The 25,143-nt window shown below is 40.4% G+C and carries 27 protein-coding genes and 1 pseudogene; 8 read left to right on the top strand and 20 right to left on the bottom strand.

Features of this window, described 5'->3' with window-relative positions; translation table 11 throughout:
• Positions 1-18 precede the first annotated feature (18 nt).
• The 8 genes and pseudogenes from MHB42_RS08755 to MHB42_RS08720 form a co-directional block, all read right to left on the bottom strand.
• Entirely contained in the window at positions 19-579 is a 561-nt protein-coding gene (locus MHB42_RS08755; RefSeq protein WP_340805545.1) for a bifunctional adenosylcobinamide kinase/adenosylcobinamide-phosphate guanylyltransferase, read from the bottom strand.
• Between the two features lie 3 nt (positions 580-582).
• Positions 583-1,197: a histidine phosphatase family protein gene (locus MHB42_RS08750; protein ID WP_340805544.1), complete on the bottom strand. Its 615-nt coding sequence runs from the start codon at positions 1,195-1,197 to the stop codon at positions 583-585.
• Entirely contained in the window at positions 1,194-2,282 is a 1,089-nt protein-coding gene (locus MHB42_RS08745) for a pyridoxal phosphate-dependent aminotransferase (protein WP_340805543.1), read from the bottom strand. The genes MHB42_RS08750 and MHB42_RS08745 overlap by 4 nt, the downstream gene beginning before the upstream one ends.
• Positions 2,269-3,225, bottom strand: coding sequence for an adenosylcobinamide-phosphate synthase CbiB (cbiB, locus tag MHB42_RS08740; protein WP_340805542.1), 957 nt, complete (start codon positions 3,223-3,225; stop codon positions 2,269-2,271). Before cbiB ends, MHB42_RS08745 begins: the two co-directional genes overlap by 14 nt.
• Positions 3,219-3,905, bottom strand: a complete 687-nt coding sequence (locus tag MHB42_RS08735; protein WP_340805541.1) for an adenosylcobinamide amidohydrolase — start codon at positions 3,903-3,905, stop codon at positions 3,219-3,221. The genes cbiB and MHB42_RS08735 overlap by 7 nt, the downstream gene beginning before the upstream one ends.
• A gap of 120 nt (positions 3,906-4,025) precedes the next feature.
• Positions 4,026-4,208 carry a hypothetical protein gene (locus MHB42_RS08730; protein WP_340805540.1) on the bottom strand — a complete coding sequence of 61 codons (183 nt, stop codon included), beginning with the start codon at positions 4,206-4,208 and terminating at the stop codon, positions 4,026-4,028.
• A gap of 105 nt (positions 4,209-4,313) precedes the next feature.
• Positions 4,314-5,672: an aspartate kinase gene (locus tag MHB42_RS08725; protein WP_340805539.1), complete on the bottom strand. Its 1,359-nt coding sequence runs from the start codon at positions 5,670-5,672 to the stop codon at positions 4,314-4,316.
• A gap of 456 nt (positions 5,673-6,128) precedes the next feature.
• Positions 6,129-6,881: pseudogene (locus tag MHB42_RS08720) on the bottom strand (glucose 1-dehydrogenase).
• Between the two features lie 203 nt (positions 6,882-7,084).
• On the opposite strand from MHB42_RS08720, the gene MHB42_RS08715 reads away from it, so the two are divergent.
• Positions 7,085-7,696 carry a TetR/AcrR family transcriptional regulator gene (locus MHB42_RS08715; RefSeq protein WP_340805538.1) on the top strand — a complete coding sequence of 204 codons (612 nt, stop codon included), beginning with the start codon at positions 7,085-7,087 and terminating at the stop codon, positions 7,694-7,696.
• Here the strand turns inward: MHB42_RS08715 and MHB42_RS08710 are convergent, their stop codons facing one another.
• Entirely contained in the window at positions 7,697-9,844 is a 2,148-nt protein-coding gene (locus tag MHB42_RS08710) for a type IA DNA topoisomerase (RefSeq protein WP_340805537.1), read from the bottom strand. It lies immediately after the preceding gene.
• 111 nt (positions 9,845-9,955) lie between these two features.
• On the opposite strand from MHB42_RS08710, the gene MHB42_RS08705 reads away from it, so the two are divergent.
• Complete coding sequence (locus tag MHB42_RS08705) at positions 9,956-10,510, top strand: dihydrofolate reductase family protein (RefSeq protein ID WP_340805536.1); 555 nt, start codon at positions 9,956-9,958, stop codon at positions 10,508-10,510.
• Positions 10,511-10,521: 11 nt separating this feature from the next.
• Here the strand turns inward: MHB42_RS08705 and nagZ are convergent, their stop codons facing one another.
• Entirely contained in the window at positions 10,522-12,174 is a 1,653-nt protein-coding gene (gene nagZ, locus MHB42_RS08700) for a beta-N-acetylhexosaminidase (RefSeq protein ID WP_340805535.1), read from the bottom strand.
• 97 nt (positions 12,175-12,271) lie between these two features.
• Complete coding sequence (locus MHB42_RS08695) at positions 12,272-13,039, bottom strand: copper amine oxidase N-terminal domain-containing protein (protein WP_340805534.1); 768 nt, start codon at positions 13,037-13,039, stop codon at positions 12,272-12,274.
• Positions 13,040-13,177: 138 nt separating this feature from the next.
• Here MHB42_RS08695 and MHB42_RS08690 point away from each other — a divergent pair, with 138 nt between their 5' ends.
• Positions 13,178-13,573, top strand: coding sequence for a glucosamine 6-phosphate synthetase (locus tag MHB42_RS08690; RefSeq protein WP_340805533.1), 396 nt, complete (start codon positions 13,178-13,180; stop codon positions 13,571-13,573).
• A 207-nt stretch (positions 13,574-13,780) separates the two neighbouring features.
• On the opposite strand, the gene MHB42_RS08685 is transcribed toward MHB42_RS08690, so the two are convergent.
• Both MHB42_RS08685 and MHB42_RS08680 read right to left on the bottom strand, forming a co-directional pair.
• The gene (locus MHB42_RS08685) at positions 13,781-13,996 is read right to left on the bottom strand and encodes a hypothetical protein (RefSeq protein WP_340805532.1); all 216 of its coding nucleotides are present in this window, start codon (positions 13,994-13,996) and stop codon (positions 13,781-13,783) included.
• Positions 13,997-14,389: 393 nt separating this feature from the next.
• Complete coding sequence (locus MHB42_RS08680) at positions 14,390-14,899, bottom strand: hypothetical protein (RefSeq protein ID WP_340805531.1); 510 nt, start codon at positions 14,897-14,899, stop codon at positions 14,390-14,392.
• Between the two features lie 136 nt (positions 14,900-15,035).
• Between MHB42_RS08680 and MHB42_RS08675 the strand changes: the two genes are divergently transcribed.
• Positions 15,036-15,281: a YkuS family protein gene (locus MHB42_RS08675; protein ID WP_340805530.1), complete on the top strand. Its 246-nt coding sequence runs from the start codon at positions 15,036-15,038 to the stop codon at positions 15,279-15,281.
• 115 nt (positions 15,282-15,396) lie between these two features.
• Entirely contained in the window at positions 15,397-16,560 is a 1,164-nt protein-coding gene (locus MHB42_RS08670; protein ID WP_340805529.1) for a Ger(x)C family spore germination protein, read from the top strand.
• A 181-nt stretch (positions 16,561-16,741) separates the two neighbouring features.
• Here the strand turns inward: MHB42_RS08670 and MHB42_RS08665 are convergent, their stop codons facing one another.
• Positions 16,742-16,870, bottom strand: coding sequence for a hypothetical protein (locus MHB42_RS08665; protein ID WP_340805528.1), 129 nt, complete (start codon positions 16,868-16,870; stop codon positions 16,742-16,744).
• Between the two features lie 130 nt (positions 16,871-17,000).
• A complete protein-coding gene (locus MHB42_RS08660; protein ID WP_340805527.1) occupies positions 17,001-18,179 on the bottom strand; it encodes a hypothetical protein in 1,179 nt (392 codons plus the stop codon).
• Between the two features lie 272 nt (positions 18,180-18,451).
• On the opposite strand from MHB42_RS08660, the gene MHB42_RS08655 reads away from it, so the two are divergent.
• Entirely contained in the window at positions 18,452-19,588 is a 1,137-nt protein-coding gene (locus MHB42_RS08655) for an ISL3 family transposase (protein ID WP_340804888.1), read from the top strand.
• A 68-nt stretch (positions 19,589-19,656) separates the two neighbouring features.
• Here the strand turns inward: MHB42_RS08655 and MHB42_RS08650 are convergent, their stop codons facing one another.
• Positions 19,657-20,589, bottom strand: coding sequence for a PD-(D/E)XK nuclease family protein (locus tag MHB42_RS08650; RefSeq protein ID WP_340805526.1), 933 nt, complete (start codon positions 20,587-20,589; stop codon positions 19,657-19,659).
• Positions 20,582-21,166 carry a TetR/AcrR family transcriptional regulator gene (locus MHB42_RS08645; RefSeq protein ID WP_340808566.1) on the bottom strand — a complete coding sequence of 195 codons (585 nt, stop codon included), beginning with the start codon at positions 21,164-21,166 and terminating at the stop codon, positions 20,582-20,584. The genes MHB42_RS08650 and MHB42_RS08645 overlap by 8 nt, the downstream gene beginning before the upstream one ends.
• Positions 21,167-21,426: 260 nt before the next feature.
• Here MHB42_RS08645 and MHB42_RS08640 point away from each other — a divergent pair, with 260 nt between their 5' ends.
• Positions 21,427-21,726: a hypothetical protein gene (locus MHB42_RS08640; RefSeq protein WP_340805525.1), complete on the top strand. Its 300-nt coding sequence runs from the start codon at positions 21,427-21,429 to the stop codon at positions 21,724-21,726.
• A 146-nt stretch (positions 21,727-21,872) separates the two neighbouring features.
• On the opposite strand, the gene MHB42_RS08635 is transcribed toward MHB42_RS08640, so the two are convergent.
• Positions 21,873-22,613, bottom strand: a complete 741-nt coding sequence (locus MHB42_RS08635; protein ID WP_340805524.1) for a sulfite exporter TauE/SafE family protein — start codon at positions 22,611-22,613, stop codon at positions 21,873-21,875.
• A gap of 92 nt (positions 22,614-22,705) precedes the next feature.
• Between MHB42_RS08635 and MHB42_RS08630 the strand changes: the two genes are divergently transcribed.
• Positions 22,706-23,206 (top strand): DUF1648 domain-containing protein, encoded by a 501-nt coding sequence (locus MHB42_RS08630; protein ID WP_340805523.1) that lies wholly within the window; start codon positions 22,706-22,708, stop codon positions 23,204-23,206.
• Positions 23,207-23,241: 35 nt separating this feature from the next.
• On the opposite strand, the gene MHB42_RS08625 is transcribed toward MHB42_RS08630, so the two are convergent.
• Entirely contained in the window at positions 23,242-24,459 is a 1,218-nt protein-coding gene (locus MHB42_RS08625; RefSeq protein ID WP_340805522.1) for an MFS transporter, read from the bottom strand.
• A gap of 27 nt (positions 24,460-24,486) precedes the next feature.
• Entirely contained in the window at positions 24,487-25,125 is a 639-nt protein-coding gene (locus MHB42_RS08620) for a class I SAM-dependent methyltransferase (protein ID WP_340805521.1), read from the bottom strand.
• Positions 25,126-25,143: the final 18 nt, after the last annotated feature.

The raw sequence follows: 25,143 nt of genomic DNA, 5'->3' as shown, positions 1-25,143 counted from the left end.
TTTTGCCTTCCTTCTCGATTACTTCCATCTTTTCGCAATACCATAATGGATTTCATAGGCTTCTTGTGCGGTAGCGACAAACCATTGATGGCATTGCCCCAGCGTTTGTCGATAAAGCTCCACCTCATGGCTTGCATAGGGCGGCTCATCAAACAGCTCATTCGACACAACAAGCAGCACAATATCTTGTGCTAGCAATGCCTCGATTGCCTGCTTGACCTGTGCAAGCTTGTTATCTAAGCAGCCTGGCTGTGCAAAGCAAGGTGTACCATCATCAAAGCCCTCATAAAAAATATTTGCCAGCCATGTTGTAACACAATCCCATAGCACAATATCGCCAGCCTTGCATTCAGCAAGCGCATCCGCTATTGCAGAGGGGGCCTCCACCGTGTGCCAATGTATAGGCTGTGCTTGCCGATCTGCCTGATGACGTAAAATGCGCTGCTGCATCTCCTGATCCAAGGCAACACCAGAGGCAAGATAAATAAACCGCTGTGCTTGGCAATAGCGTGCTGCCATTTGTTCAGCAAATTGGGATTTACCACTGCGCACACCGCCTGCTATAAAAATAAGTGGCATTTCTCACACCTCCTGTAAATGCTGGATATTGCCAATCTCTTTCACAAGCCACTGCTGGTCTTTATAAGCAATAACCGTCACACTTGTCCCATGGATAAAGGGTGCTGCCCATAGCTCACAAATATCGCGCTGTAAAATAGCATTGACAATACATTTAATCGTAACGGCATGTGACACAAGCAACACTGGCTGATTCCTATGCCGTTTAGCAATTTTTTCTAACACAGACATAGCTCGTGCTGTCACAGCACTAAAGCTTTCCGTATGTGTTGCTATAAATTGTGCAGGGTCATGTGTATACCGTTCATAATTCAGCCGATCTGTCGTCATAATATCTTCAATTCGCTGCCCTTGCCAGTCCCCCAAATAGATTTCGCGTAACTGCTCCTCATAATAGATAGGTAACTGTCGCGTCGCCGTTAAAATTGCCATTGTTTCCTTAGCACGACCACTTGAGCTACTATAGCCAGCCACAAACGGAATGGACTGTAATTGCTGCTGGAGCTTTTGTGCAGCCTCCTTGCCAGCAGCCGTTAATGGTGAATCTAGCCAGCCCTGTAAGCGCTGCTCCTGATTCCACACGGTTTCACCATGTCTTACTAAATAAAAAGTTGTCACATTGCTCTCCCCTTATTAAACCATGCTTGTAAGCAATGATATAAATAGGTCATCGCTGCTACATCCTTGATGCCAATGCGGAACCATTGCCCCTGTAAGCCCTGAAAGTTTTTGGTATGGCGTAGCACAACGCCCTTTGCTAAACAATATGTAAAAAAGTCATCCGCCCGCTGGTCTTTCGGCAACGAGAAGCATACATAATTGGTTACACTATTTGTCACCTGACAGCCATTGCCCTGTAAATAGTGCTGAAGTTGCTCCCGCTGTGTGGCAGCATAGGCAATTGCCTGCTGACAATAGTGCTGCTCATCCAAGCAGCCTGCTCCAATTACTAGTGCAAAGGCATTTATATTCCAATGCGGTAGCACCTCTCGCAATGTCGCTACAATTGGTGGATGTGCCACTAAATAGCCAAGCCGTAAGCCCGGAATCGCATACATTTTCGTCATGGAACGTACCACAATGACATGTGGATTTTTAGCGCTAGCTTGAATCATGGAAGATGACTCGTCCACCCAATCCATAAAAGCCTCATCCAGCACAAGCTCACAGTCAACTGCGGCTCCATACGCTATTAATGCCTCTATGTCCTCTTTTGTAGGCAATACCCCTGTTGGATTATTAGGCGTACAAAGATAAAGTGCATCTGCCTGCACCATTGCCCGCTTAAGCTGCTCCATTGGCAATGTATACGCCATAAAATCCGTCACAATTACTGGTATAATCGTTGCCCCGACAGCACGCAGTGTACGCTCATATTCCGAAAAGGTTGGATGCACAACAATAACCTGCTTCTGTGCATAGCGTCTTGCCAGCGCATTAAACAGCTCTGCTGCGCCATTTCCTAGTACAATCCTATCCTTTGCCACCTGATGAAAGGCTGCCACCTTTGTTAGAAATGGCTCGCCATTTGGGTCTGGATAACGCTGAAGCAATGGATAAAATGCTTGCCAGCATGCCTCCACAAAGGCTGGTGGTCCTGCGGCATTGACATTTTCACTAAAATCATAGACCTCCTTTGGCATCTGCAAGCCTAATCGCTGATAAACATGCTGTGGATTTGCGCCATGATTAGGCAATAACATAGATCAACACCTCCACTGCCACCATGACAAGCATAAAGAGCCACGTAGCCATACGCATGTGCGTAATGGATGTGACAATATGCTCCTTCGTTAACGGCACTAGCCTTTCTCCCATTAATGCACGATGTGAAATAACCCCTTGATAGCTATTTCTGCCTCCAAGCTGCACGCCAAGCTGTACAGCCGTTGCTGCCTCTAAATAGCCACTATTAGGGCTTGGATGCTTCCTTGCATCCTGAACCCAACGCTTTAAGCGCTTGCCAAGCGACCAGTCTGTTTCATTTTTTGTACCTAGCACCATAAGTAAGCCTGTTAGACGACTTGGAATAAAGTTTAACACATCATCCAGCTTCGCCGAGAACATGCCAAAGTCCTGATATTTTTCATTTTTATAGCCAACCATGGAGTCTAACGTATTGACAGCCTTATAGCCCCATAAGCCAATTGCGCCAAAGAGCAATGCATAAAAAAGCGGAGCCGTTACACCATCACTTGTATTTTCAGAAACGGTTTCCACCACGCCACGGACAATTTCATCCTCGCCAAGCTGATCGGTATCACGCCCTACAATCCATGATAGCTTGACACGTGCTTCGGCAAAATCGCCCTGTACAAGCGGCTCATATACCGCCAGCGCCGCTTCCTTTAGGCTGCGCTGTGCCAAGCCAATGCCAATGAGCAGCCCTTCTACCGCAATGCCAAAAAGCAGGCTTACTTGATAGCTTAGCAGTACAATGAGGGTCACCACAAACATCGTTGTGCCCACAACAGCCAACGCCATCACCATACCACGTAGCTTACGCCATTTCCCCTTATTCCATAAAGCCGTTTGCGCTTGAATCAGCTTACCAATCCAGCGTACAGGATGCGGCAGCCTTGGCGGGTCCCCTACCACTAAGTCGAATAACAGCCCTATTAGACAGGCAATGATCAGTGTCAACATTGTGCCTTCTCCTCTTTATCTTGTTTATAGCGGGCAATTGCCTCACGCATTGTTGTATAAACGCCATAGCCAATCACCTTGCCAAGCAGCGTAATAGGCCCTGCATATTGATGGTAGTCGCCCTCTTCTGTAGAGGCAATAAGCAAGCTATCTGTTGAAGTGCCTGTAGCCTGTGTGCCCGTTGTAGGGTCTATGATTGCTTCATCCACTACTGCCTTGACCTTTGCCTCTGTTGTCGAAATCATTGCCTGAAATAATGCTTCATCAGACAGCTTGCCATTAATGAGCACCCATGTATTAATCGTGCCTGCATGGTACTGCTCCTCTCGATGGAATGCGCGCGTAATATCAACCGCATTACCAAGCCCTGCTGTAATCATAATAACAATCTGGATACCTTCATATGTAAATTCTCGCACGGTCGCAAATTTCGCTTGTACAGCCGTCATCATTGCCACCGTATTGTCGATTGGAAAGCCCTGTGCCTGCAAAAATTGCTGGTACTCCTGATGGGGCTGTCTTTCATCATATGTGATTGGCACTGTACGGTTCATTAAATGTGTATAGTAGCCAAAGCCGGGGTTATGCATCGCTGAGGATACAACCTTGAGTGGTGAAGCAACTCGCAGTGCAATATAGTTGTCGAAAACCTCAATATGCTCCTTGCCAAGTATGGGCATCTTCTCATCTCCTTTTTATCCGTCTAGAACGGAATATAAAAAAACAAATTCTTACAAGAAGAATTTGTACTGTTGATGCTCTCATATTATACTTAAATTATTTATGCTTGCACAGCGCTGTTATTGTTTTTGTTTTAGATGCTTAAAGCGAATAACAGAGCCGATAATAATAAAGACCCATCCAATGGCTATATAAACAATTTTCATCGTCTTTGTGGATGATGGCAAAATATCCATAATCGTTAAACAAACAAAAAGTATCCCGATTACGGAAAATAGCATCCCGATTGATAAATTTTTCACGCGAAGACCCTCCCAACTATGTATGCCCTCGATTTTACCGTATTCTTGGCAAAAAGAAAACACCAATCCAAGCTAGAAAGCCTTGGATTAGTGTGGTTATTGTTGTTAAGCCTTTGCATGCGCGAAAAACTCTTCATATAGCGCTTGTAAAATGCGGTTTTCATATTCCTGAAGTACACCAAACACAAGACTTACTTCAGACGAGCCTTGATTAATCATTTCAATGTTTGCGCCTGTTCTTGAAATCGCTGTGGCAGCGCGAGCAGCTAATCCTGTATTATGGCGCATTCCCTCTCCAACAATCACAATCATTGAGAAGCCATGGCGCATCTCTACGTGATCTGCATGCAGCTCCTCTTTCACACGGCTAAGAATACGTGCTTCACTTTCTGGTGTTAGCTGATTCGAACGCATAATAACGGAAATATCATCTAAGCCAGATGGTGTGTGTTCATAAGAAATATGCTCATCTTCTAAAATTTGAAGCAGCTTTCGTCCAAAGCCTACTTCACGGTTCATTAAATATTTAGAAACATATAATGTTGAAAAGCCACTGTCTGCCGAAATACCTGTAACAGGACGACCTGTTGCAGGGCGGCTTGGTACAATACGTGTACCTGGGGCTGAAGGATTATTTGTATTTTTAATGTTCACTGGCACCCCAATCTTGTAGACAGGCATTAACGCTTCATCATGGAATACCGAAAAGCCTGCATAGGATAGTTCACGCATTTCGCGATACGTAATTTCTTTAATTTCCACTGGATCATTAACAACCTTCGGATTTGCAGAGAACACACAATCTACATCCGTAAAGTTTTCATAAAGCTCTGCTTCAACGGCTGCCGCTAAAATAGAGCCTGTAATATCAGAACCGCCACGGTCAAACGTTCGCAATATGCCCGCTTTAGTGTAACCGAAGAAACCAGGGAACACAATAATTTCTTTTGTATCTTTTAATGACGCTAAATTTGTATATGCCTCTGGTAAAGCAAAGGTACGTTCTGGTAAATCATTGACCACCAAACCTTCCTTCGGGCTTACATAGCGAGCAGGCATACCGATTGCATTAAAATAGGCGGCAATAAGCTTCGCGTTATTATCTTCACCTGCTGCTTTAAGGCTGTCGACAAATAAATCAATATTCGCTTTATCACCTTGTACACGTTCACGTAAATCCTCAGCAATAATATCACAAATAGCATGGTCTAATGCTAAGCCGTCTGCAATCGCCTTATAGCGATTCACAACTGTTTGTAATTTTTCTTCGATATCCTCATTTTGCAACGCTGCATTTGCTAATTGAATTAATAGGTCTGTTACTTTTATATCGTCACCAGAGCGTTTCCCCGGCGCTGAAACAGCAACGATTTTACGTGCTGGATTCGATTTCACAATATTTGCTACCTTTTGAATTTGCTCTGCACTTGCTACAGATGTTCCACCAAATTTACATACGATCATATCTATCAAATCCTAACTTTTTCAAATTAATTGTATTCCTATAAAAAACATTTGACTTTACACAGTGTACAAATTATCATTTCCCACGTCAATACAATTTCAAAAATTCACGCAATTTATCGAGAAAATGGACAATTTTCGTACTATTTGATTTATTATACGGATTTCATTTGAAATAGTTAAGGTTTTTATGCATTTTTTTCAGGATGTTCACATAATGTTAATGAAGAAAACGCTTACTCTTCCTATCATATGCACAATGCATAACGATGTTTGTGTTTATCATGATTTTAATAAAGCATGGGGGACTATAAAGGAGATTGCTCTCGCTTCGATTCGCGAGTATTTACTTCTGCTTCACGGATATTCGCTCATGCTCCGCGAGTATTCGCTTCTTTTGTCCATAAAAAAACTAGGCTCATCTCAGTATGATGCCTAGTTTTTTCATCTATATGATTAAATTGCTGTCCAGCCGCCGTCAATGACTAGCTCTGCGCCTGTCATAAAGCGTGATTCATCAGAGGCAAGGAAGACAACGCCATATGCTACATCCTCAGGCTCACCAAAGTACGGTAGCTACGTATATGCTTGGTAATAAGGCAGTGCGCCGCCTTCCTCCATAGTAGGGGCTGTCATTGGTGTCACAATAATTCCTGGGTGAACCGAATTGACGCGAATTTTATCTTTGCCGTACTCAATAGCAGCCGATTTCGAAAGCACACGTAGCGCTCCTTTTGCAGCTGTATATGGGCTTGTTCCAGCCATTCCAACAATACCGCCAATAGAAGAAATATTGATGATCGAACCGCCGCCAGCCTTTTGCATTTCAGGAATAACGTATTTCATGCCAATAATACAGCCATTTAAATTAATATCCATGACTTTATTCCATTCATCCATTTCCATATTAGCAATTGTTTTTGGTGATGACACGCCCGCATTGTTGACAAGCACATCGACTTTGCCATAAGCCTTTACTGCCTCTGCAATGACGGCCTTCCATTCATCCTCAGACGTTACATTATGCTGAAGACCAATAATATCTCCACCATTTTCTTTAATATCTGCGACTAAGCCCAGCAGTGGCTCAATTTGCACATCTGTTGCAATGACCTTTGCTCCTTCTTGTGCAAAAAGCTTTGCCTCTGAAGCACCCATACCCATGGCTGCACCTGTAATAATTGCTACTTTTCCAGTTAAACGACCCATCTAAAAAACTTCCCTTCTCTTTTAGAAATGAACAATCCGTGAATACATTAACAACTAGTTGTATTATCGACACTGTGTCGTTAATATAATTATAACCTTTTACGCACAAAGGGCAAACAACACTCACGCCATTTATGACGCATTGACAACATTTTCGAGCCATCTGTTGTCAAACAATTAAATTTAATACAAGGAGCATGAAAATGTCGAAAAAATTAGACCCTCGTGTAAGAAGAACACGCCAATTATTAAGAGATGCATTAGTGGCATTAATTGATGAACAAGGCTATGAGAAAATTACGGTGCAGGATATTACACAGCGTGCAACCCTAAACCGTGCCACTTTTTATTTACATTATCGTGATAAGCTAGATTTACTGTATCAAAGCTCAGCGGAGATTTTGCAGGAATTAGTAAGCAGTATTCAGCCAACCGTGCGAGAAAAAAAGGAAGTTAATTTATTGCCCAATTATGACCAGCCACATGAAACATTTATGCATCTATTTGAGCAAATTGCGCTTAATAGCAAGCTTTATAAGGTTTATTTAACAGAGCAAAATATTCCGTATTTTGCGGCTGGCTTAAAGGACATTATTATTGAGTTTGTAGCAAACGGTATTGCTTTAATGGAGCCTAATGATCAGAAGCTTACTGTGCCGCGTGATATGGCTGTGCGCTTTTATGCCGCTGCCTTTCTTGAGGTCATTATTTGGTGGCTTGAGCATGATATGCCCTATACACCCAAATTTATGGCGACACAGCTTATGCGACTTACGATAAAGGGACCATATATGGACAATCCCTTTCAGCAATAGCTATTGCTTTTTATCTGGAAAATGCATCTGCCAGCTAAAATAATTGTTATCTGCATGTTTTGTATATTGTAAATAGGCATCAAATTTCTGCCCTTTTTTACTTGTTAAGCCTTTCACCAGCACCGTCCCTTTGGCAAGTAAGGCTTTTACCATTGTTTTCGTTGGCTTTTTCTTTAAGGCTACAAGAAATTTATCGTTTTTCCAAATAACAAATGGACAGCCATTTTGCCAATTGCTGCAGCCGAAGCCCCTCTGCCCTTCAATGACCTGATGGCCGCATAGAGGGCATTTGCCAACTGCCTCAAATTTTTTCTTTGTACGTGTGACCTTCGTTAATAGCACATCCTCGCTGCTTTTAATGGTATGCACAGCTTGAACCGTAAATTGGCAAATAAAGTGTAAAAACTGCTCTTTGGAATATCTTCTTTTTTCAATGTCAGCCAATGTTTTTTCTAGCCGTCCTGTAAATTCTAAATCAAATAAATCTTTCACAGGAAAGGTTTCCACTAAATTGCGCCCAAGCTCTGTGCATACTAAGCTTTTATTGTCCATGGTGATATAGCCAACCGTCAGCAGCTTTTTAATCGTTTCGGCGCGTGTAGCAGGTGTGCCAATACTATAGCCGCTTAAAATAGCCGCCATTGTATCAGGGTCATCCACACCCTTTCCACATGTTTCCATTACACGCAGCAATGTTTTTTCGCTATGGCGCTTAGGTGGTGTTGTTACATGCTTGGTAATTTGATGCTCCGTAATATGAACAGGCTCATTAACATGCACAAGTGGCAAAATAATATCCGTTGAGGCAATGGCTTCAACCTTTTTCCAGCCCTCTACTAATTGCACCCTCCCCTTTGTCGCAAAAATTCCCGGTATCTCCTGCACCTTCGTTGTAATACGTGTTTCCTCATATTCTGCAACAGGCATAAACTGCATCATAAAACGGTTTTTAATAGCCTGATAAACAATTGCCTCATCTGTTGCTAATGATTTCGGTAGCACATATGTAGGAATAATAGCACTATGGCTTTCCACTTTTGCATTGTCAAAAATTCGCTTGTTCTTTGTAAACTGAATCTCATGCTCATACGGTAAGCCTGCTTTTAGACGCTCCAGCACGTTAGCGGTTTTCTCCACTAAGCTTTCCTCTAACACGACGCTGGCTGTACGAGGATACGTAATATACTTTTTCTCATAAAGTGTTTGTGCCACTTTAAGCACCTTATCAGATGTCCAGCCCTTATATTTACTTGTAATAAAGCCCTGTAAATTCGATAAATTAAAGAGCATTGGTGGATATTCCTTTTTACGCTCTACCTTTTTATCCACAATCATGGCTTGCTGCTGATCAAGCGCCTGCTCAATACGCTCTAAATCCTCTCTATTTTTAAACCTATCGACCTTATTTTCATAATAAATGCCCTCATAGGCTCGCCCATCCTCGGTGCTAAATTGTGCGGCTAATTTAAAATAGTCCTCAGGGACAAAGCGTTCGATTTCCTGATCGCGATCATAAATGATTTTTAATGTAGGCAAAAGCACACGCCCAATGTTTAACGCTTTACCTGTGCCTTGCTGATATTTTAATGTCGCAACAGATGTTAAGTTAATGCCAATCAGCCAGTCCGCCCATTGACGGCTTACCCCTGCATCCTGCAATGGCTTTAATTCACTATTCGGCTTGATCGTCGCCAGCCCTTTACGCACCTCATCCGCTGTCCATTCATTTAATAGCAAACGGTACACAGGCTTTTGGCGATTTAGCTGATAAATAATACTATCTCCAATAATTTGCCCCTCACGATCAAAATCACAGGCTGAAATAATCATCTGTACATCTGAACGATTAATTAGGCGTTGAATAATTTGTAATTGCTTTCTTGCGCCCGCATCCTCCTTACCACGCTTTTTCGCATCCATTTTCACCTTGTAGCGAAAGTGCTCTGGCATAAATGGAAAGTTCTCCATCTGCCATTTTGCCATTTTTGAATCATAGTCCTTCGCATCATAAAGCTGTAAAAGATGCCCAAAAGCCCACGAAATAATATAGCCATTGCCCTCAAAGAAGCCGTCCTGCTTCTTTTTAATATGCAAGGCATCTGCAATATTTTTCGCAACAGAGGGCTTCTCCGCTAAAATAAATTTCATGAATGACCGCTCCTTACCCGAATGTTTGTTCTTTATTATACTAAGAAATTCGCAATGTTTCAAAGGAGCTGTTATGATGAATGCTAGATTAAAATTGAAAGGAACGTAACTATGGCAGATAGAAAAATCATATTAGATTTAGCGGTTACATTAGATGGCTTTATTGAAGGTAAAAATGGCGAAGTGGATTGGTGTATTATGGAGCCTGATATGGAATTTACAAGCTTTTTACATGAGATTGATACGATTTTATATGGCAGAAAAAGCTATGAGGCATGGGGGCAATATACACCTGATACTAATAATGAGGAAGACAAACAATTTTGGTCACTTATTCATAGCAAAGGCAAGTACGTCTTTTCCAGCACACTGCAAGACCAGCATCATAATGTTACCCTTATTCACGAAAATATTGCCGAGGAAATGTTCAAGCTTAAACAAAAGCAGGGCAAAAATATTTGGCTTTATGGTGGGGCAAGTTTGATTACAACATTTATTAATTTAGGGCTTATCGATGAATTTCGCCTCTCTGTTCACCCTGTTGTCTTAGGTGAAGGCAAGCCATTATTTACAAATATTACGGAGCGACTTCAGCTAACGCTTATCCAAACAAAAGCATTTTCCTCTGGTGTTGTGCAGCTTATTTATCAAAAGGGGGATGTTTAGTCCCCCCTCTACTATTTCATATACGTATTTAAAACATGATTAATCGCTGTATTAAGCTTATTAATATCAACTGGTGCTGCTTGGTTATTGCTGAGCCCATATTTTTGCTTGAGCTGAATAATTCTACGTACACTGTCATCAATGCGCTCCTCAGTGAGCTCACCATTAGCAACAGCCGCCTTTATTGCCTCTATAGCCACCTGCACATTGCCATACTCATGGGCAATTAACACAATATCATTGCCTGCCTTCACAGCATTCACTGCCGCCTGCCTCATATCAAAATGATTGGTAATTGCCTTCATGGTCATATCATCTGTCATCACAACACCATCAAAGCCAAGCTGATTGCGTAAAATGCCTGTAATAATGTCCGTTGACATCGAGGAAGGATACTGAGCATCAAGCTCTGACAATAATATATGTGCCACCATGACCACATCCGCACCATTCTCAATGGCGGTCTTAAATGGGATAAGCTCTAGCTGCTGTAGGTCTGCCAAGCTTTTTGTCACCTTGGGCAATGCTAAATGAGAATCCACCGCTGTATCACCATGTCCCGGGAAATGCTTCACCACTGGAATCACCTGCTGCGCTGCTAGCCCCTTCATTGTTTGAATCCCTAGCTTACTCACAATAGCAGGCTCACTTGCAAACGCACGATTGCCAATAATCGGGTTATTGGGATTACTGTTAACATCAAGCACAGGAGCAAAATTAAGATTAAAGCCAAATGCCTGTAATTGCTTCCCTAGCAATTGACCAATCTCATAGGAAAATTGCGCTTCATTAACCTCCCCAATTTTTTGATTGGTTGGGAGGTTTGTCAGACCACCTGGTAGCCTTGTGACAGCACCGCCCTCCTGATCTGTGCCAATAAACAACGGGAAACGATTAGAGGCATTTTCAGTCTTTATAGCATTGATTAGTGCTACTGTTTGCTCAGGCGTTGCTAGATTATTGGCATAGAAAATAAGCCCGCCCACTTTCAACTGATGAATCAGGTTTATTGTGTCCTGCTGAAGTGCTGTACCTGACACACCTGCAAATAGCATTTGACCAACTTTTTCATCTAAGCTCATCTGCTCCACAATATCCTCCTCTAATGCTGTATAAACAGAAATATGATGGACAACAGGATTTGCATTGGCATCTGTTGGCTTTGGCAAAATCCATTTTAGCTGGTATATGTCCGTTACCTGATAAACTAAAATGATTTGATCTGCTGTATCATCCTGATAAAAGCGGACTTCATCAGGCTCACCCATTGTTTGCTGAATTGCTGCTAGATCAATGGCTTGTATATCGGCTTGAAAGGAGCGAATATCAAAGGCACGTGTTCCTTGATAGCCAATTGTGACCTGCTGATCGACATACTCCTCATACTCGCCACCTGCTGCTTGTGCTACTTGCTGAGGCTCTCCCCATTGCTGATAAACGGCTTTTTTCTGTGCCTCGCCCACTACAAATGGCACTGCTGGCACTTTCCCTTCCTTCGCCAAGCTTGCAACCTCCTGAATCAATGCCTGATGATTCGGCGTATCCTCTTCAACGGGAGGCGGCGCTGACTCTTTTGCTGGTTGCATCCTTATACCAATCAATAATAGACAAGCTGCAATAAGAAGTACAATGACTAGCAGCAAGGCACGTTTTCTGTTGTGCATAGGCAACCTCCTTTCTTCTCTATAGCAAGAAAGGAGGCTGCCTGGAAAGAGTTATCTCTCCAGACAGCCTCTTATTCTTAGCATACTATAGTATGCCCTAATTGATCGGCTGATCCTCAAAAATGGTTTGATAGTCATCGACCACTAGCTGACCATTTTCCTCGATAAATGTTAAGATTTCCTTTGTTTGATAAAATGCAGGCTCACTTGTTGTCGTTTTATATGTAATCGTTGCGGTCATATCATCGATCGTAAAATCAAACGCAACAACCCATGGGCTTGATACACCAATTACAAACTTGCCTTCTTCCCCATTTACATGGAGTTGCTCCTGCATAAATCGTTCCTTAGCCTTGTCTGACATCATCTGATAGCGCGGCATACCATCCCTTGTTTTTAAGGCATGTGCCCAAATGGCTGTTAAGCTTTCGATATCGTGAAATTCAATGGAGATTCCTCGCTGCTTTTGATCGAACTGCACCGTTCCACCAAGAGCTTCAGCAATAAAGCGCAAATTCACATACATACGACCATTGATAATTTGTGGTGCTTGTTGAAGCTGTACCTCTTTGCCATTTAGCAACACTGCTTTTTTACCAGCAGTAAGCGACAGTGTTGTATGATCATTTGTTGCCACAACGGTTTTTGTGTCATTATTAAAGGTTACTTTCATATTTAGTACGGCAAAAAACTCTTTAAATGGGACAAGTGTATGCCCGCTTGGCGTAATTATTCCTTGTAATGCCTGCTGCGCACCATTTATCGAAATCGTTGGACGATCAGTTGTTGCTGCATCAGCCTGGACAGTTGTAAATAGTAAGCTACTACATAATATACTGCTGAGTAAATATGCAGAACGTTTCATCGAATTATCACTCCTTTCGTTCTATTATATTCACTGTACCAAATAACCAGCTTGCATGGAATACTTTTCCTTCTTTAAAAATATTATTGTAAGCTAGCAAAAAGGTGTTAAAATATGCTTATAAAGGGGGATGCTGCAATGAGAAAATTAAGTAAAAGGAATATATTATGGATTATACCTATTGCAATTTTAGGGGTATTTTGGTACTTTTATGGTCCGCAAAAAGATATAACGGACAATGAATATATTACATATGTAAAAAGCTATTCCTATGAAAATAGTACAAAAACATTAGAGGATGCCTTTGCCTCTGCCTGTGAAAATCCATATTGGGTTTATTTTGAAACACAAAAGGGGCAGGATGTAGTCGAATTCAAGGGGGATTGTCCTGTTGATAATAAAGTAACGAAAGTCAATGTGCAGTTTCTTGTAGATAAAGATATGACAAGCGTCCAATCAGGTGCAATGCTTGCTGATAGTAAAATGCAGGAGGAAGCAGATCGCGATCAATTTATACTGGCACTTGTTCAATAGACTTAGCAGAGGCTGGGACATAACTCATTTTATTGAGAAAAATCAAAAAATGAATGTTATTTTTGTGATTTATTAAAGTATATGTGTTCTAATAACGCAAAAAAATGTTAGACCAAACTTGTAAATGGTCTAACATTTTTTCTTTTGTCCCAGCCTCATTTGCCCATCAAAAAACCCATGCAATGGTTTGCATGGGTTGAGCTGCTATTAACAATTTTCGATAGAGCGGGCGGATCGTAAAATCGTCTGCTCAATCAAGCGAATTTCATTATTTAATTTCGTAATTGCCGCTTCAATTTGTTGATAGCGCTCCAGTTGACTAATCTTCTCCGTTGGTATGGAATGTTTTAAAGCGGCTTGCCCTGCATATAAGCTTGCTAGTAAATCTAGCTTTTGAAAATAAGCTGTGCTATATTGCTCCATGTCACCCAGCCCCTCACCTATAAACTTTTTAATCATTGTATGAATTAATGCTCATATTAGCACTATAACCGAAAATAGCTGCGACAAAACTCCATCTATTTTATTATTTATTACCCAAATTACGGTAAACAACCATCCTTACAAATTACCTATATCTTTGAATATATCAATTTTTTATTAAATATTCGTGAAATATAGTTGTGTATTGATAGATTTTAACAAATATAGTTAGGAAGCACCCTTTATCATTCTCCATATCAAAAAATATAGAGAACCAACCATGCCTATAGTTTGTCCTCTATATCTTTATGTCTTCCAGCTACTACATATGTCTATTTTGTGAAAACATTTAGACGATGCACTCCTACTTCAAGCATAGAGTGGCTTCTCCCTTTATGCTTGAAAATAATAATCCACCACATCCTGCACAGACTGAAACACTTTATTATCTTGGGTTTTATAAATAAATGTTGGATTTGTGCAAGCTTTGTATAGGCTTTTCGCTTGCTTTAACGTATCTGTCATTTGCTCAATAATATCTGTATACCCATCTAGCTGATTGGATATTTTCGACAACATTATGGGTGCTATATCTAAAACAATGCCTACTTGATCTTCGGCATAGCTATTTAAATTAATATAAAACCATTCCTCTAAATTTTTTGAATGCTGATCCACATTAACCGTTGCCTCCTGATAGTTGGCAATTAAGCCCGTGGATGTCTTGGTCACCGTAAAGCCCTGCTTTGATAGCCTATCTTCCATAAGCTTTAGCAAGCGCTCCGCCTCTACATGTAATTTGGGTGTAACCGTTGATTCAATAAGTTGCGTACACTGCTGATAAATTGCATCTATTTCTGCTTGCTTGTCAACAAGTATTTTAAAATTGGCGATGGAATACATACCTCATCCTCCCTTTTTACTAAGCTAGACATTCTATACACATTTTAGTCAATCAGTGAGGCAATTTATTTAGACGATGCCAAATGCATAAGAAGCAAGAAGAAATGGCACATTAGTTGTAGGAGGTGGACAAAGCATGTCTAAAATTATTGGTGTTGAACAATCCTTATCAAATATTGAGGATGCTTTAAAGGCAAAGGGCTATGAAGTGATTCAGCTACGCAATGAAGAGGATGCTAAAAGCTGTGATGCTTGCGTTATTACAGGGCAAGACCGAGATGTAATGGGCATTAGCGATCCTGTGATGGCTGGGCCTGTTATTGATGCGGATGGACTTTCTGCCAATGAAGTTGTACAGCGTGTCGAGAAATATTTCCATTAATAAGAGAAAAGCCGAGCTTTGATGGAATAGCTCGGTTTTTCTGCTACTTTGGCTTATAATACATAGCTTTTTCGTCCACACTAAAGTATATGAACTTTGCAAAGTAGGGAGATATATGAGCCGAAAAAATATCGCAATGATGATTTTTATGCTAGTTGCAACGTTGCTATTAACAGGTTGCTGGGACGTGACAGAGCCGCAGCGAATGTATTATGTACGAGGTGTTGGCGTTGATTACGAGGATAATGAATATATAACCTATTTACAAATTATCAACTTTGCCACTGTTGCCAAAACAGAGCAGGCGAACCCTGATGCTGCGCCTACTGAAATTGGGCAAGCAAGAGGGAAAACAGTTGAGGAAGCCATTTATAAATTATATCGCTCCATGGATCAGGACGTGTTTTGGGGGCATATGACCTTTCTGCTATTCTCTGAAAAAGCCCTGCAAAATGAGCATGCCATTTCGGTGATTGATACATTTTTACGCTTTCGGGAAACACGCTATCATATTTGGGTATATTGTACACAAGACCCTATCGAGGATGTTTTATTAGTATCGCCATTATTAAAACGGTCACCAACCGCTGCGAAGCTAAGTAATCCTAAAAATATTGCAGAGCAAAATTCATTTGTTGATCCTATTAATTTAAGACAGCTTGTGATTGGCTTAAATGAGCCAAGCTATGAGATTAGCATTCCTTATGTGACCATCAATAAAAACTGGGAAACAGAGCAGGAGGATACAACAGAAACGAGCTTTTCAGGTGTTGGTGTGCTGTCCAAAGATAGCTTCAAAGGCTTTATTAAAGGGCAAGCAGCTAGAGGCATTGAATGGATGAGCGATGAAACAAATCAAGCAGAAGTAACCGTCCAGTTAAATAATGACGAGCAAGATCATTTAACCGTTGATATTAAAAAGCTAAGCGTGAACGTAAAGCCCATTGTGCATAATAATCAAGCAGCATTTGATGTGCTTTTAAAATTTAATGTTGTTTTAAATGGCTTTAAGGGTAAGCTCTCATCTGATGAGGTGCGAGAGAAAGTAAGCGCAGAAATCAAAAAAGAAATTATGGATACCTTTAAGAAAGGCTTGGAAATGGATACAGATGTCTTTCGCTTATCCGAATATCTTTATCGGAATAATGTAAAGGTATGGAAAAAGGTAGAACAGGATGGCAAAATTCCCCTAACCGAGGACTCTATTCGTAAAATTGATATCCATATTAATAAAATTAGCCCAGGACGTAAAACATTTGCTGAAACCATTGAAGAATAACTGCAACAAGAGGCTGGGACAAAAGAAAAAATGTTAGACCATTTACAAGTTTGGTCTAACATTTTTTTGCGTTATTAGAACACATATACTTTAATAAATCACAAAATAACATTCATTTTTGATTTTCTCAATAAAACGAGTTCTGTCCCAGCCTCTTCTCCATTGTTAAGTCATTGATCATCTACTTTACCTCAAATTCTTGAATACGTGCAATGGCATACTGCACTTTTTCTTGCTGTGCCTTGTCATATGTGCTAAAGCAGCCTACGATAATCTCATGAAACGGATGCCCGCTCACTAATGCATACACAATATAGACCTTGTTACTTTTTTCATGCTATTTACACCTCCCTTCAACCTGTTACTAATGCTGCCGATACAAAAAAATTGCTGAACCAAGATAAAAAAGTCACACCGATGTCGATGTGACTTGTTAAAGCCTATTGATTAAAATACAAGCCTTTGAGCATAGCGCCTGTTAGCCCCTCAATTGCTCGATGAAGCGCTTGTGTATCCTGCCTTGCAACAGCTACAATGACAGGTCCACTATAGGAGCCGCTTGGTCGATTAATGGCATCTAGCCAATTGACTGTTTGCTGACTGCCTGTCCATGTTAATGGGTATAACCATTGACTTCTATTTGTCGATACTTTCACGCTTGAACCAAAGCCATAAAATTGCTCTGGTATATAATTATGCTTACTATATACGGTCTGGAAACCTTTTGCAATGGCATCTGCCTCTGTCATAAATACAGAGCTTGGTCTAGTAGCAAAGCTCGGTGTATAAACCGTACCATGTGCCATTAATGCTAGTCCTTTACCGTGCCAGCTAATATACCCTGCATCCACATAATTACGTACACTTCCAACATGGCTTAAACGCCCCTCCGTTGTATAGTTCCCGAAATTAATGGCTTTAATATAGTTACCAATATTCGCAATATTGTTTCTAAAAGGATAATCTGTTGGCTGATTAACACCATATTGCTTAAATAAAAAGTCAGAATCTAATGCTAATGCGCCGCCATATAAAGCAACAATATTCACTGAAAATGGTGCATCACCACTTGCGTTTGTCGTTTGGCTTTCCACTACTTGACGGAATGTTTGCGTCATATTATTCACGAGCTTATTGTTATACGTATTATTGAGCCACGACTTTGTATTATTGTATAAGTAATTCACTCTTGTCTGTCTTGTAGCTGTTAAATCAGACATATTGAATTTTTTCACTAAAATAGACGCTGTAAATATTTGAGCAGTGCCTGGGTCTTGGAAGGCATTATTGGCATAATTATTCGCATTTGACGAAACATCTGTATACAATGTATCAATTGCCTGATTTAATTTTGCCAGTGCCGTTGCATATGTGGCATCATTTTTATTTTTTGCCTGAGAAGTATAAACGCTTAAAAAGCCAATATCAATCGCTAAGCGCATATAATGTGAGGTGCTATGATCTGTTCCTAGATGGTTCCCTGCGACAAAGTGTTCATTAAAAACAAGCTTTGAGGCTTCAAAGGCTGAAACCGTGGATGCTGCGGCCTTGGCTGGTGTGAGCATTTGTACACTGGCGAAGAAAACAACTGTGATAAACATTATGAATAGCTTTTTCATTCTACGATACTCCTCCTTTATAGTGTTACTTGTTATTATATAAAACCTCATATTTTCCACAATATGTATATGGTATTATCTTTCCAAACTCAACCTACTAAAAATTTACTATTATCGCAAAAAATGGTTCTTCACCATAACTTGTGGTTGACTTTCTATTAATTCAATAATTTCATATTTTCTATAGAAGAAAAGCGAAAACTCACGTATCGTAATTGTTGTCGAGACAAACCACGAGAGGAGTTTTCGCTTTGTACTCCAAGTTTATCAAAATGCTATTACCGTTACCATCTTTTTTCGAAGTTTCTTTTCCATCTGACGAAGAACCAAATGTATTTCCTGCTACTGTAGGTGCTTATTCAGTGCCATGTCCAATTTGCCAAGGGAAAACGATTCGTCATGCGCAAACATTACGTCGTTTTCGTCATGGCTATGCTTGGCACCTCGGATTTATTTGGATTGAGATGGCGATTCCACGTCATCGTTGTGTTGCTTGCGACCTCACATTTACCTATGACTTCGGTTTAGGAATTATCCAAGCGTCTTCAGCTATGTTTCGTAAAGAACTTGTAAGGCGTTGCCACGGGCGTTCCATTGCTGATGTGGCACGTGAATATGAACTGCCCTACACGACGGTTGAGCGTTGGTATTACTTGCTGGCAGCTAATGAATTAACGGATGAAATCGCCACTACTATTTGTGTAGACGAGTTCGCTTTGCGCAAAGGACATCATTATGCGACCAGTGTTTTAAATGCCGACTCAGGTCGTATTTTGGCAATTGTTCCTCATCGAAATCAGGACGCTATTACCACTGCTTTACAAAAAGTAACAGGTCCAATTCGTGCGGTGGTCAGTGATTTCGCTCCAGCGATGGCGAATGCGATACAAGCCGTTTATCCCACTGCGATTCATGTGCTGGATCGCTTTCATCTCGTGCAATTTTTCACCGATGCCCAGCAGCGAAGACGCCGGTATTTAGGAGAAGCCAAAAAGCATCATCAATCGCGATTCATTGACCGTTGTTTGGCACGAAAACCTGAACAATTAACGGATGAAGAACGTGGATTTGTTGCACAGTGGCATCAGGAAGATTTGCCTACAAAATACATTTATCAAGCATTGAATCATATGCGTTATGTACTAAAAGCAACAACGATGACACAAGCAAAACGACGATTAACAGAATGGTTTAAACGGTATCAATTTCATCTTTGTAGTGCCGTTTCTAAAATCGCAAAAACATTGAGTACACGTGAAAAAGCATTGCTAGATACCATTATTTCACCGCTATCAAATGGCATGATGGAAGGAACGAATAATAAAATTAAACTTATTAAAAGACGTGGTTTTGGCTATCGAAATGAAAACCGTTTATTTCTTCGTTTACGTTTAGAAATAGGTCACTGATTTTGTCACCCACGGCTTTTGGTGAAGAACCAAAAAAATAAAGCAAAGGCTCCCCTCTGCTTTTTTTATCAGATTTTACATAATTCCCTAAAATTACAGTTTTGACATTGCCACTTCTCATTTGTTTGCTCAAAATCCTCTAGGTCTACAGGCTCATTAGCAAAAATATCGGCTTGGTATTTTTTCATTTCCAACACGCTATGCTGAAATGTATGGAGTAGATTAGCCATATCAAAATCTGTAAATTGATATTTTTTACGTTTACCCGTTAGCAAATATTCATTATACGCCTCGATTTGCGCCAATGATACACGATATTTTTGCTGCACATAATAAGCATATAGCGCTAATTGCTGGCGGTCATCGTCCGATTCTCCACCTGTTTTCCAGTCGATAATGACCCATTTATCCGTTTGTTCATTATAATAATGAAAATCCATGACAACGAATACTTGGATACCGTCCATTTTCATCGAGCGAAATTGCTCAGGCTCGCCAATGCGTAAGGAGCCTTTATGCGCGGTAATTTCTTGGAATGTTGCACTGCTTAAAAAATGCTTAAATACAAGCTGTAAACGCTCTTTATAGTCTTGAATAACAGCAGGCTGGAGCTTGCCATAGTAGTAAATTTCCTGCATCATATAATATTTCGTTGGCTTTTGTCGCCATTGCTCCGTATAACGTGTTGAGTCAATAAATGCTGCATTTAGCTGTCCTCGCGCATATTGCACTAGCTCCTCTACCGTAGAAGCTGTGCCTGTCTGTAGGTAGTCGTTTATTGCCTGCTCAATAAAGCGATGGACAATTTGCCCAAATAAAATCGGCATTGGCTGGAGCTTTTTTAAACGATAGACATGCTGATGAAAGGGCTCAACATTGTAGCGAAGCCAGCCATTATGTGAAAAATAGTATTCATAGCCATATTTGCGCGCACAGCCTGTCAATGTTTTATGGCGTGATAGCGACCATGAGAAGGTTGGATATGGTGTTACCTCAAACATCCCCATCACCTCCCACATATGAAAGCTCAACCCCACCAAAAATAAACGGGATCGCCTTTTTAATAAACACTTCAGGCGATATATGCATACTATTTTTTCGCCATTCTACTGATGCGCCGTATATCCCCCAGCTTAGCATAGTTGTCGTTCTTTTAACGATGTCATCATCTTTTTCTGCATGCTTTGCAGCTAACAGCTTATCAAAAATAACCTCCAGCTGATCTCTAATGATACGGGCAATCGTATCTTCATAGCCACGATGACAGCGTGATGATAGGGAGCGCTGAAAGTTTGTGATCGCTGTAAAAATACTGATGACTGTTTCTTCATTGAATGTATTTTCAGCCAAAATACGGTGATCTAAATTGATTAAAAACACTTCTGATAGCACTTTTTCTAATAAATCATAAATATCTTCAAAATGTGCATAAAAGGTTGCACGGTTCACCATAGCCTCTGTTGTAATATCTTTAACCGTTATATCTTTCAATTCCTTTTTAGTGGAAAGCTCAATAAATGCATCCATAATAGATTTTCTTGTACGCAACACACGAGGATCGATTTTTTCTTGCGTCATCATGCCCCTCCTACTTTTTCAACAATTTTGCCAATCTGTTGGGTAAACAACATATCTCATCATCTATTGGTATTTTTATTATTACTACAATAAAGCTAGAAAGCAAATAGAATACGCTAATGAGGAGGCACTTCCATGACTAATAAAAATATGATGTGTGATTTACAAACAGGTATCTGCGATGTTGCTGACGAGGATGACATTTTCTGTTTAATCAAAATGTTTCTGCCTTAGCTGTATTAGCAAATATCGTTGATGCAATGGGGCTTGATAGCAAAGCTATTGTGGAAGAAGCGGAAAGCCCAATTGGTCATAAAATGTTAAACGAGGACTTTGCCCTTGCAGGCAAGCTTGGTGCAAGAGGCTTCCCTACCATCATTATGATTAACGAAGAAAATAAAGGCGTGAAAATTGTTGGCAGTCGCTCGCTCAATATGTATGTACAAGGATTACAGCAAGTGCTTGGCAAAGAGCTACAGCCACAAGAGCCGCCTTCTCTTGCCAATCTACTGACAAAAGAAGAGCTGCTTTTCTCAAAAGAAAATCGAGGAAATGTATGAGCTCGACCAAGCTGCTGTGACAGGCTTTGTCAAAGATAACCTTGCAGCAGATGCTTATGCATTCAAAGAAATTCTTGGTGAACATTATATTACAAAAAAATAATGGCACAGCAGGCTGACTTCCTCAATTGTAGTGAAGCCAGCTTTTATAATTGATGGATAAAGTCATAGACAAGCTGCACAATGAGGACAACCGTCACAATGCGTAGCAAGAGCTTCACTTGATTGGCTTTGACCTTTCGTGCTAAGACAATGCCAATTTGTGCGCCAATCACCGAGCCGAGCATTAAAGTCAATGTGAGCGACCATTCAATTTTGCCCGTCGCGATATAGGTAATGGCTGCCCCTGCGCACATTGCAAAGACGCCAATACGTGATAGCCCTACTGCTTTTATATAAGCAATCTTTTCATGTGCATATGTATAAAGTGCCAGCGTGGTACTGCCAGGGCCAAACATCCCGTCATAAATCCCTACGCCAAGCAAAATTGAGCCATTTTTCCGATTCATCACAAAGCGCTCTTGATTCCCAAAATCCGCTCCCCCCATAAAGGATATTACAAGGGCAAAGCCTAATAACAGAATAGCAGTTAGCGTTAATGCCTGACTGCTCATCAATGAGGCAACAAGCCCACCACAAGTACCGCCAATTAAAGACACTAGTAAAACCGCCCGCATTTCTGCCCACACCAGTTCTTTTCTACGATAAATCGTATAAAAGCTTGAGAAAGCACTGACCATATTGGACACCTTGTTTGCACCAATTGCCGAATGAACAGGCACACCCATCAGCAGCATTGTTGGTAGCGTAATTAAGCCACCGCCTCCCACCAATGTACCAATAATATTGCCAATAATGCCAATGACTAAAAATAATAAGTATTCCATGCTATCCTTCTTTCTCTCATCCAAAAGCGGTCATTCTATGATACAGTATAACAGATTGCTATTTTGAATGAGGATGGAAATGAGGGACATAGATGCAGCACCAACAAAAAACACCTACACCACGCTTTTGTCACCAGCTCACAATCATCGTAGTTATTATTTTTTTCGCTGGTATTACAGCAACACTCATCCAATATCATAAGCTTCCTGCCACAATCCCTGTTTTACAAAGCTTTACAAGTGACCATGCCCAGCTTGGTCCTAAAATAGCTATTTTTTATTTACCCTTTGTTGCCCTTATGCTTTTTTTACTGTTGCACTATTTAGAGCTAAAAGCAGCTTATCCTGTGCTGCGTCGCAACAAGTCACCGCTTTCACATAAGCAGCGACAAAACGGCATTATCACATTTTGTCTAATAAAAAATAGTATTTTACTATACTTTACCTACTCTCTTTTCAATGACCTCACCATCGCCCTTGGTCGTGACCGTATTTTACAGCAGTGGCATGCCTATCTATTTTTAGTGCTACTATGCGGCATCTTGAGCATAGGTATTGTGCGCGGGCTTTTATTGGATAAAAAAGACGTATGACAGTATAACACCTTCATACGTCTAATCCTCTATTTTTAGTTTTTCTGCTCAATTGTTCTTGTTTGATAAAAGCATAGCAGGCTAAATAACACCAATATCAACAAATACACATAGCCCATTCTAGCTCCGATAGTATCCAAAGAAAGTGTAAAGATGGCTATAAAGATTACGCGAATAACAAGCGCAATCATATCAATAGAGGTAATCACCCTGCCCATAAGCTCCTGTGGGACTGTTTTCATAAAAATCGTTTGACTTAAAAGTCGAGTAGTGGCAACAGTCCAGCCAAGATAGCCATAAAAAGCAATAAAGCTCCATTTATTGGATGTCATAATCATTCCTATCATTACGATAGCAAAGAGTGCTGTATTTATAATAAGAAAATTGACAGGCGTAATCTTGCTAGCAATATACATCATAAGCATTCCAGATAGAAAGGCCCCAATGGCATACGTAAATTCAGCAGTAGAAAAAACACTAACATTTTCCTGTAAGCCTATTTTTATATAGACAGGCGCTAAATAATTACTAACCATTAACATAATAAAGGGCATAAAAGAGGATACACCAAAAAAGAATAATAGCTTATGTTGCATTAAATAGTTAAAGCCTGTCGATAAATCAACCCACCAATTGTTATGCTCCTTTTTCCTGCCGCCTTCCCTACTTGCCCCTGTTTTCTTCGTTGATTGAATTTGCATAGAGAAAATAACCGCAATCAAATATGTAAAAGCCGTTATAAATAATACAATATTCAAATCATAGTTGGTTAATAAAATACCAGCCAAAGCCCCTGCCAGCATTTGCGTTACTTGTATTTGTACTTCTAGTGTACTATTCACCTTTTGGTATTCATGCGCGCTAAAAATTTCTTGCACTAATGCGGACTGTGAAGGAAAATGTATTTGCGATAATGTCATCGATGAAATATACATAATCGTTAATAATATATAAGAAGTGCCCGAAAGTATATCCATAATAGCAAACACTAAAAATACGAATGAGCCGATAATATTTTCAAGCACTAAAATGTTTTTTCTCGGAAATCTGTCTATAATAATGCCCACGTTTGGTCCTAGCACTAACATCAAAAACGTAGAAATTAACATAATAATACCTAGTGGACTAGCCATATCATTTTTGGACACCGCATACCAAGCGATTCCTATAAGTGTCATCCCTCTTCCAACACTGGAAAATAAATTAGCCATCACTATATTTCTTAAATTGCTATTTTTTATTAAACTAATCAATTAACGATATCCACCTTGTTTATTTTTTCAAGCATGAACAGCTTCTAGTAGCCAAACGTATTGATTTTTTTGGGTAAACGTAGCTTTAAATCCACTGTCCTCGAAAATACTTGTCATGCTGGCAAGTGTTTCATAATATTCCTCTGTTAAATCCCTAACAACATTCAAATGCTGCTGCTCTTGTGCATCGTTTATTGCTTGTTGATAGGCTGCCTCATTTTCAAATAACACATCCGCAAAGACAATATTGCCATCAGGCGAGAGCGTATGCTTAAATTTAGCAAGTGCTATTTTTTTACTTTCTGCTGTTAAATGATGAAAGGCATATGTACTCACAATGCTATTAATTTTTATAATGGGCTCTTCATACCGATCAAAATCTCCATCTACTATCACTGCTTGAGAAAGCTTCTTGCTAGCTTGTGCTCTCATAGCTGGCGATGGATCAACTCCGATAACGGTTAACCCTCTATCTAGCAATTTTATCGTTAAATTTCCTGTTCCAACCCCAAATTCTAAAACACCATCTTGTGCCTTTTCTGCAACGGCTGTCAGTATTTCCTCATAATTTTCAAAAAACGCAGAATACTCATTCTCCCCACCCTGAACAGTGCGATCATATGTTATTGCCCATTCATCAAATACTGGAAGAAATTCCTTCCCCATCTAACTCATCTCCTTTAT

Origin of the sequence: Lysinibacillus sp. FSL K6-0232 (genome assembly GCF_038008325.1) — a bacterium.
In the GTDB taxonomy this organism is placed as follows: Bacteria; Bacillota; Bacilli; order Bacillales_A; family Planococcaceae; genus Lysinibacillus.
Note: the sequence above shows the minus strand (reverse complement) of the source record. Positions and strands in the feature narration are given on the sequence as shown.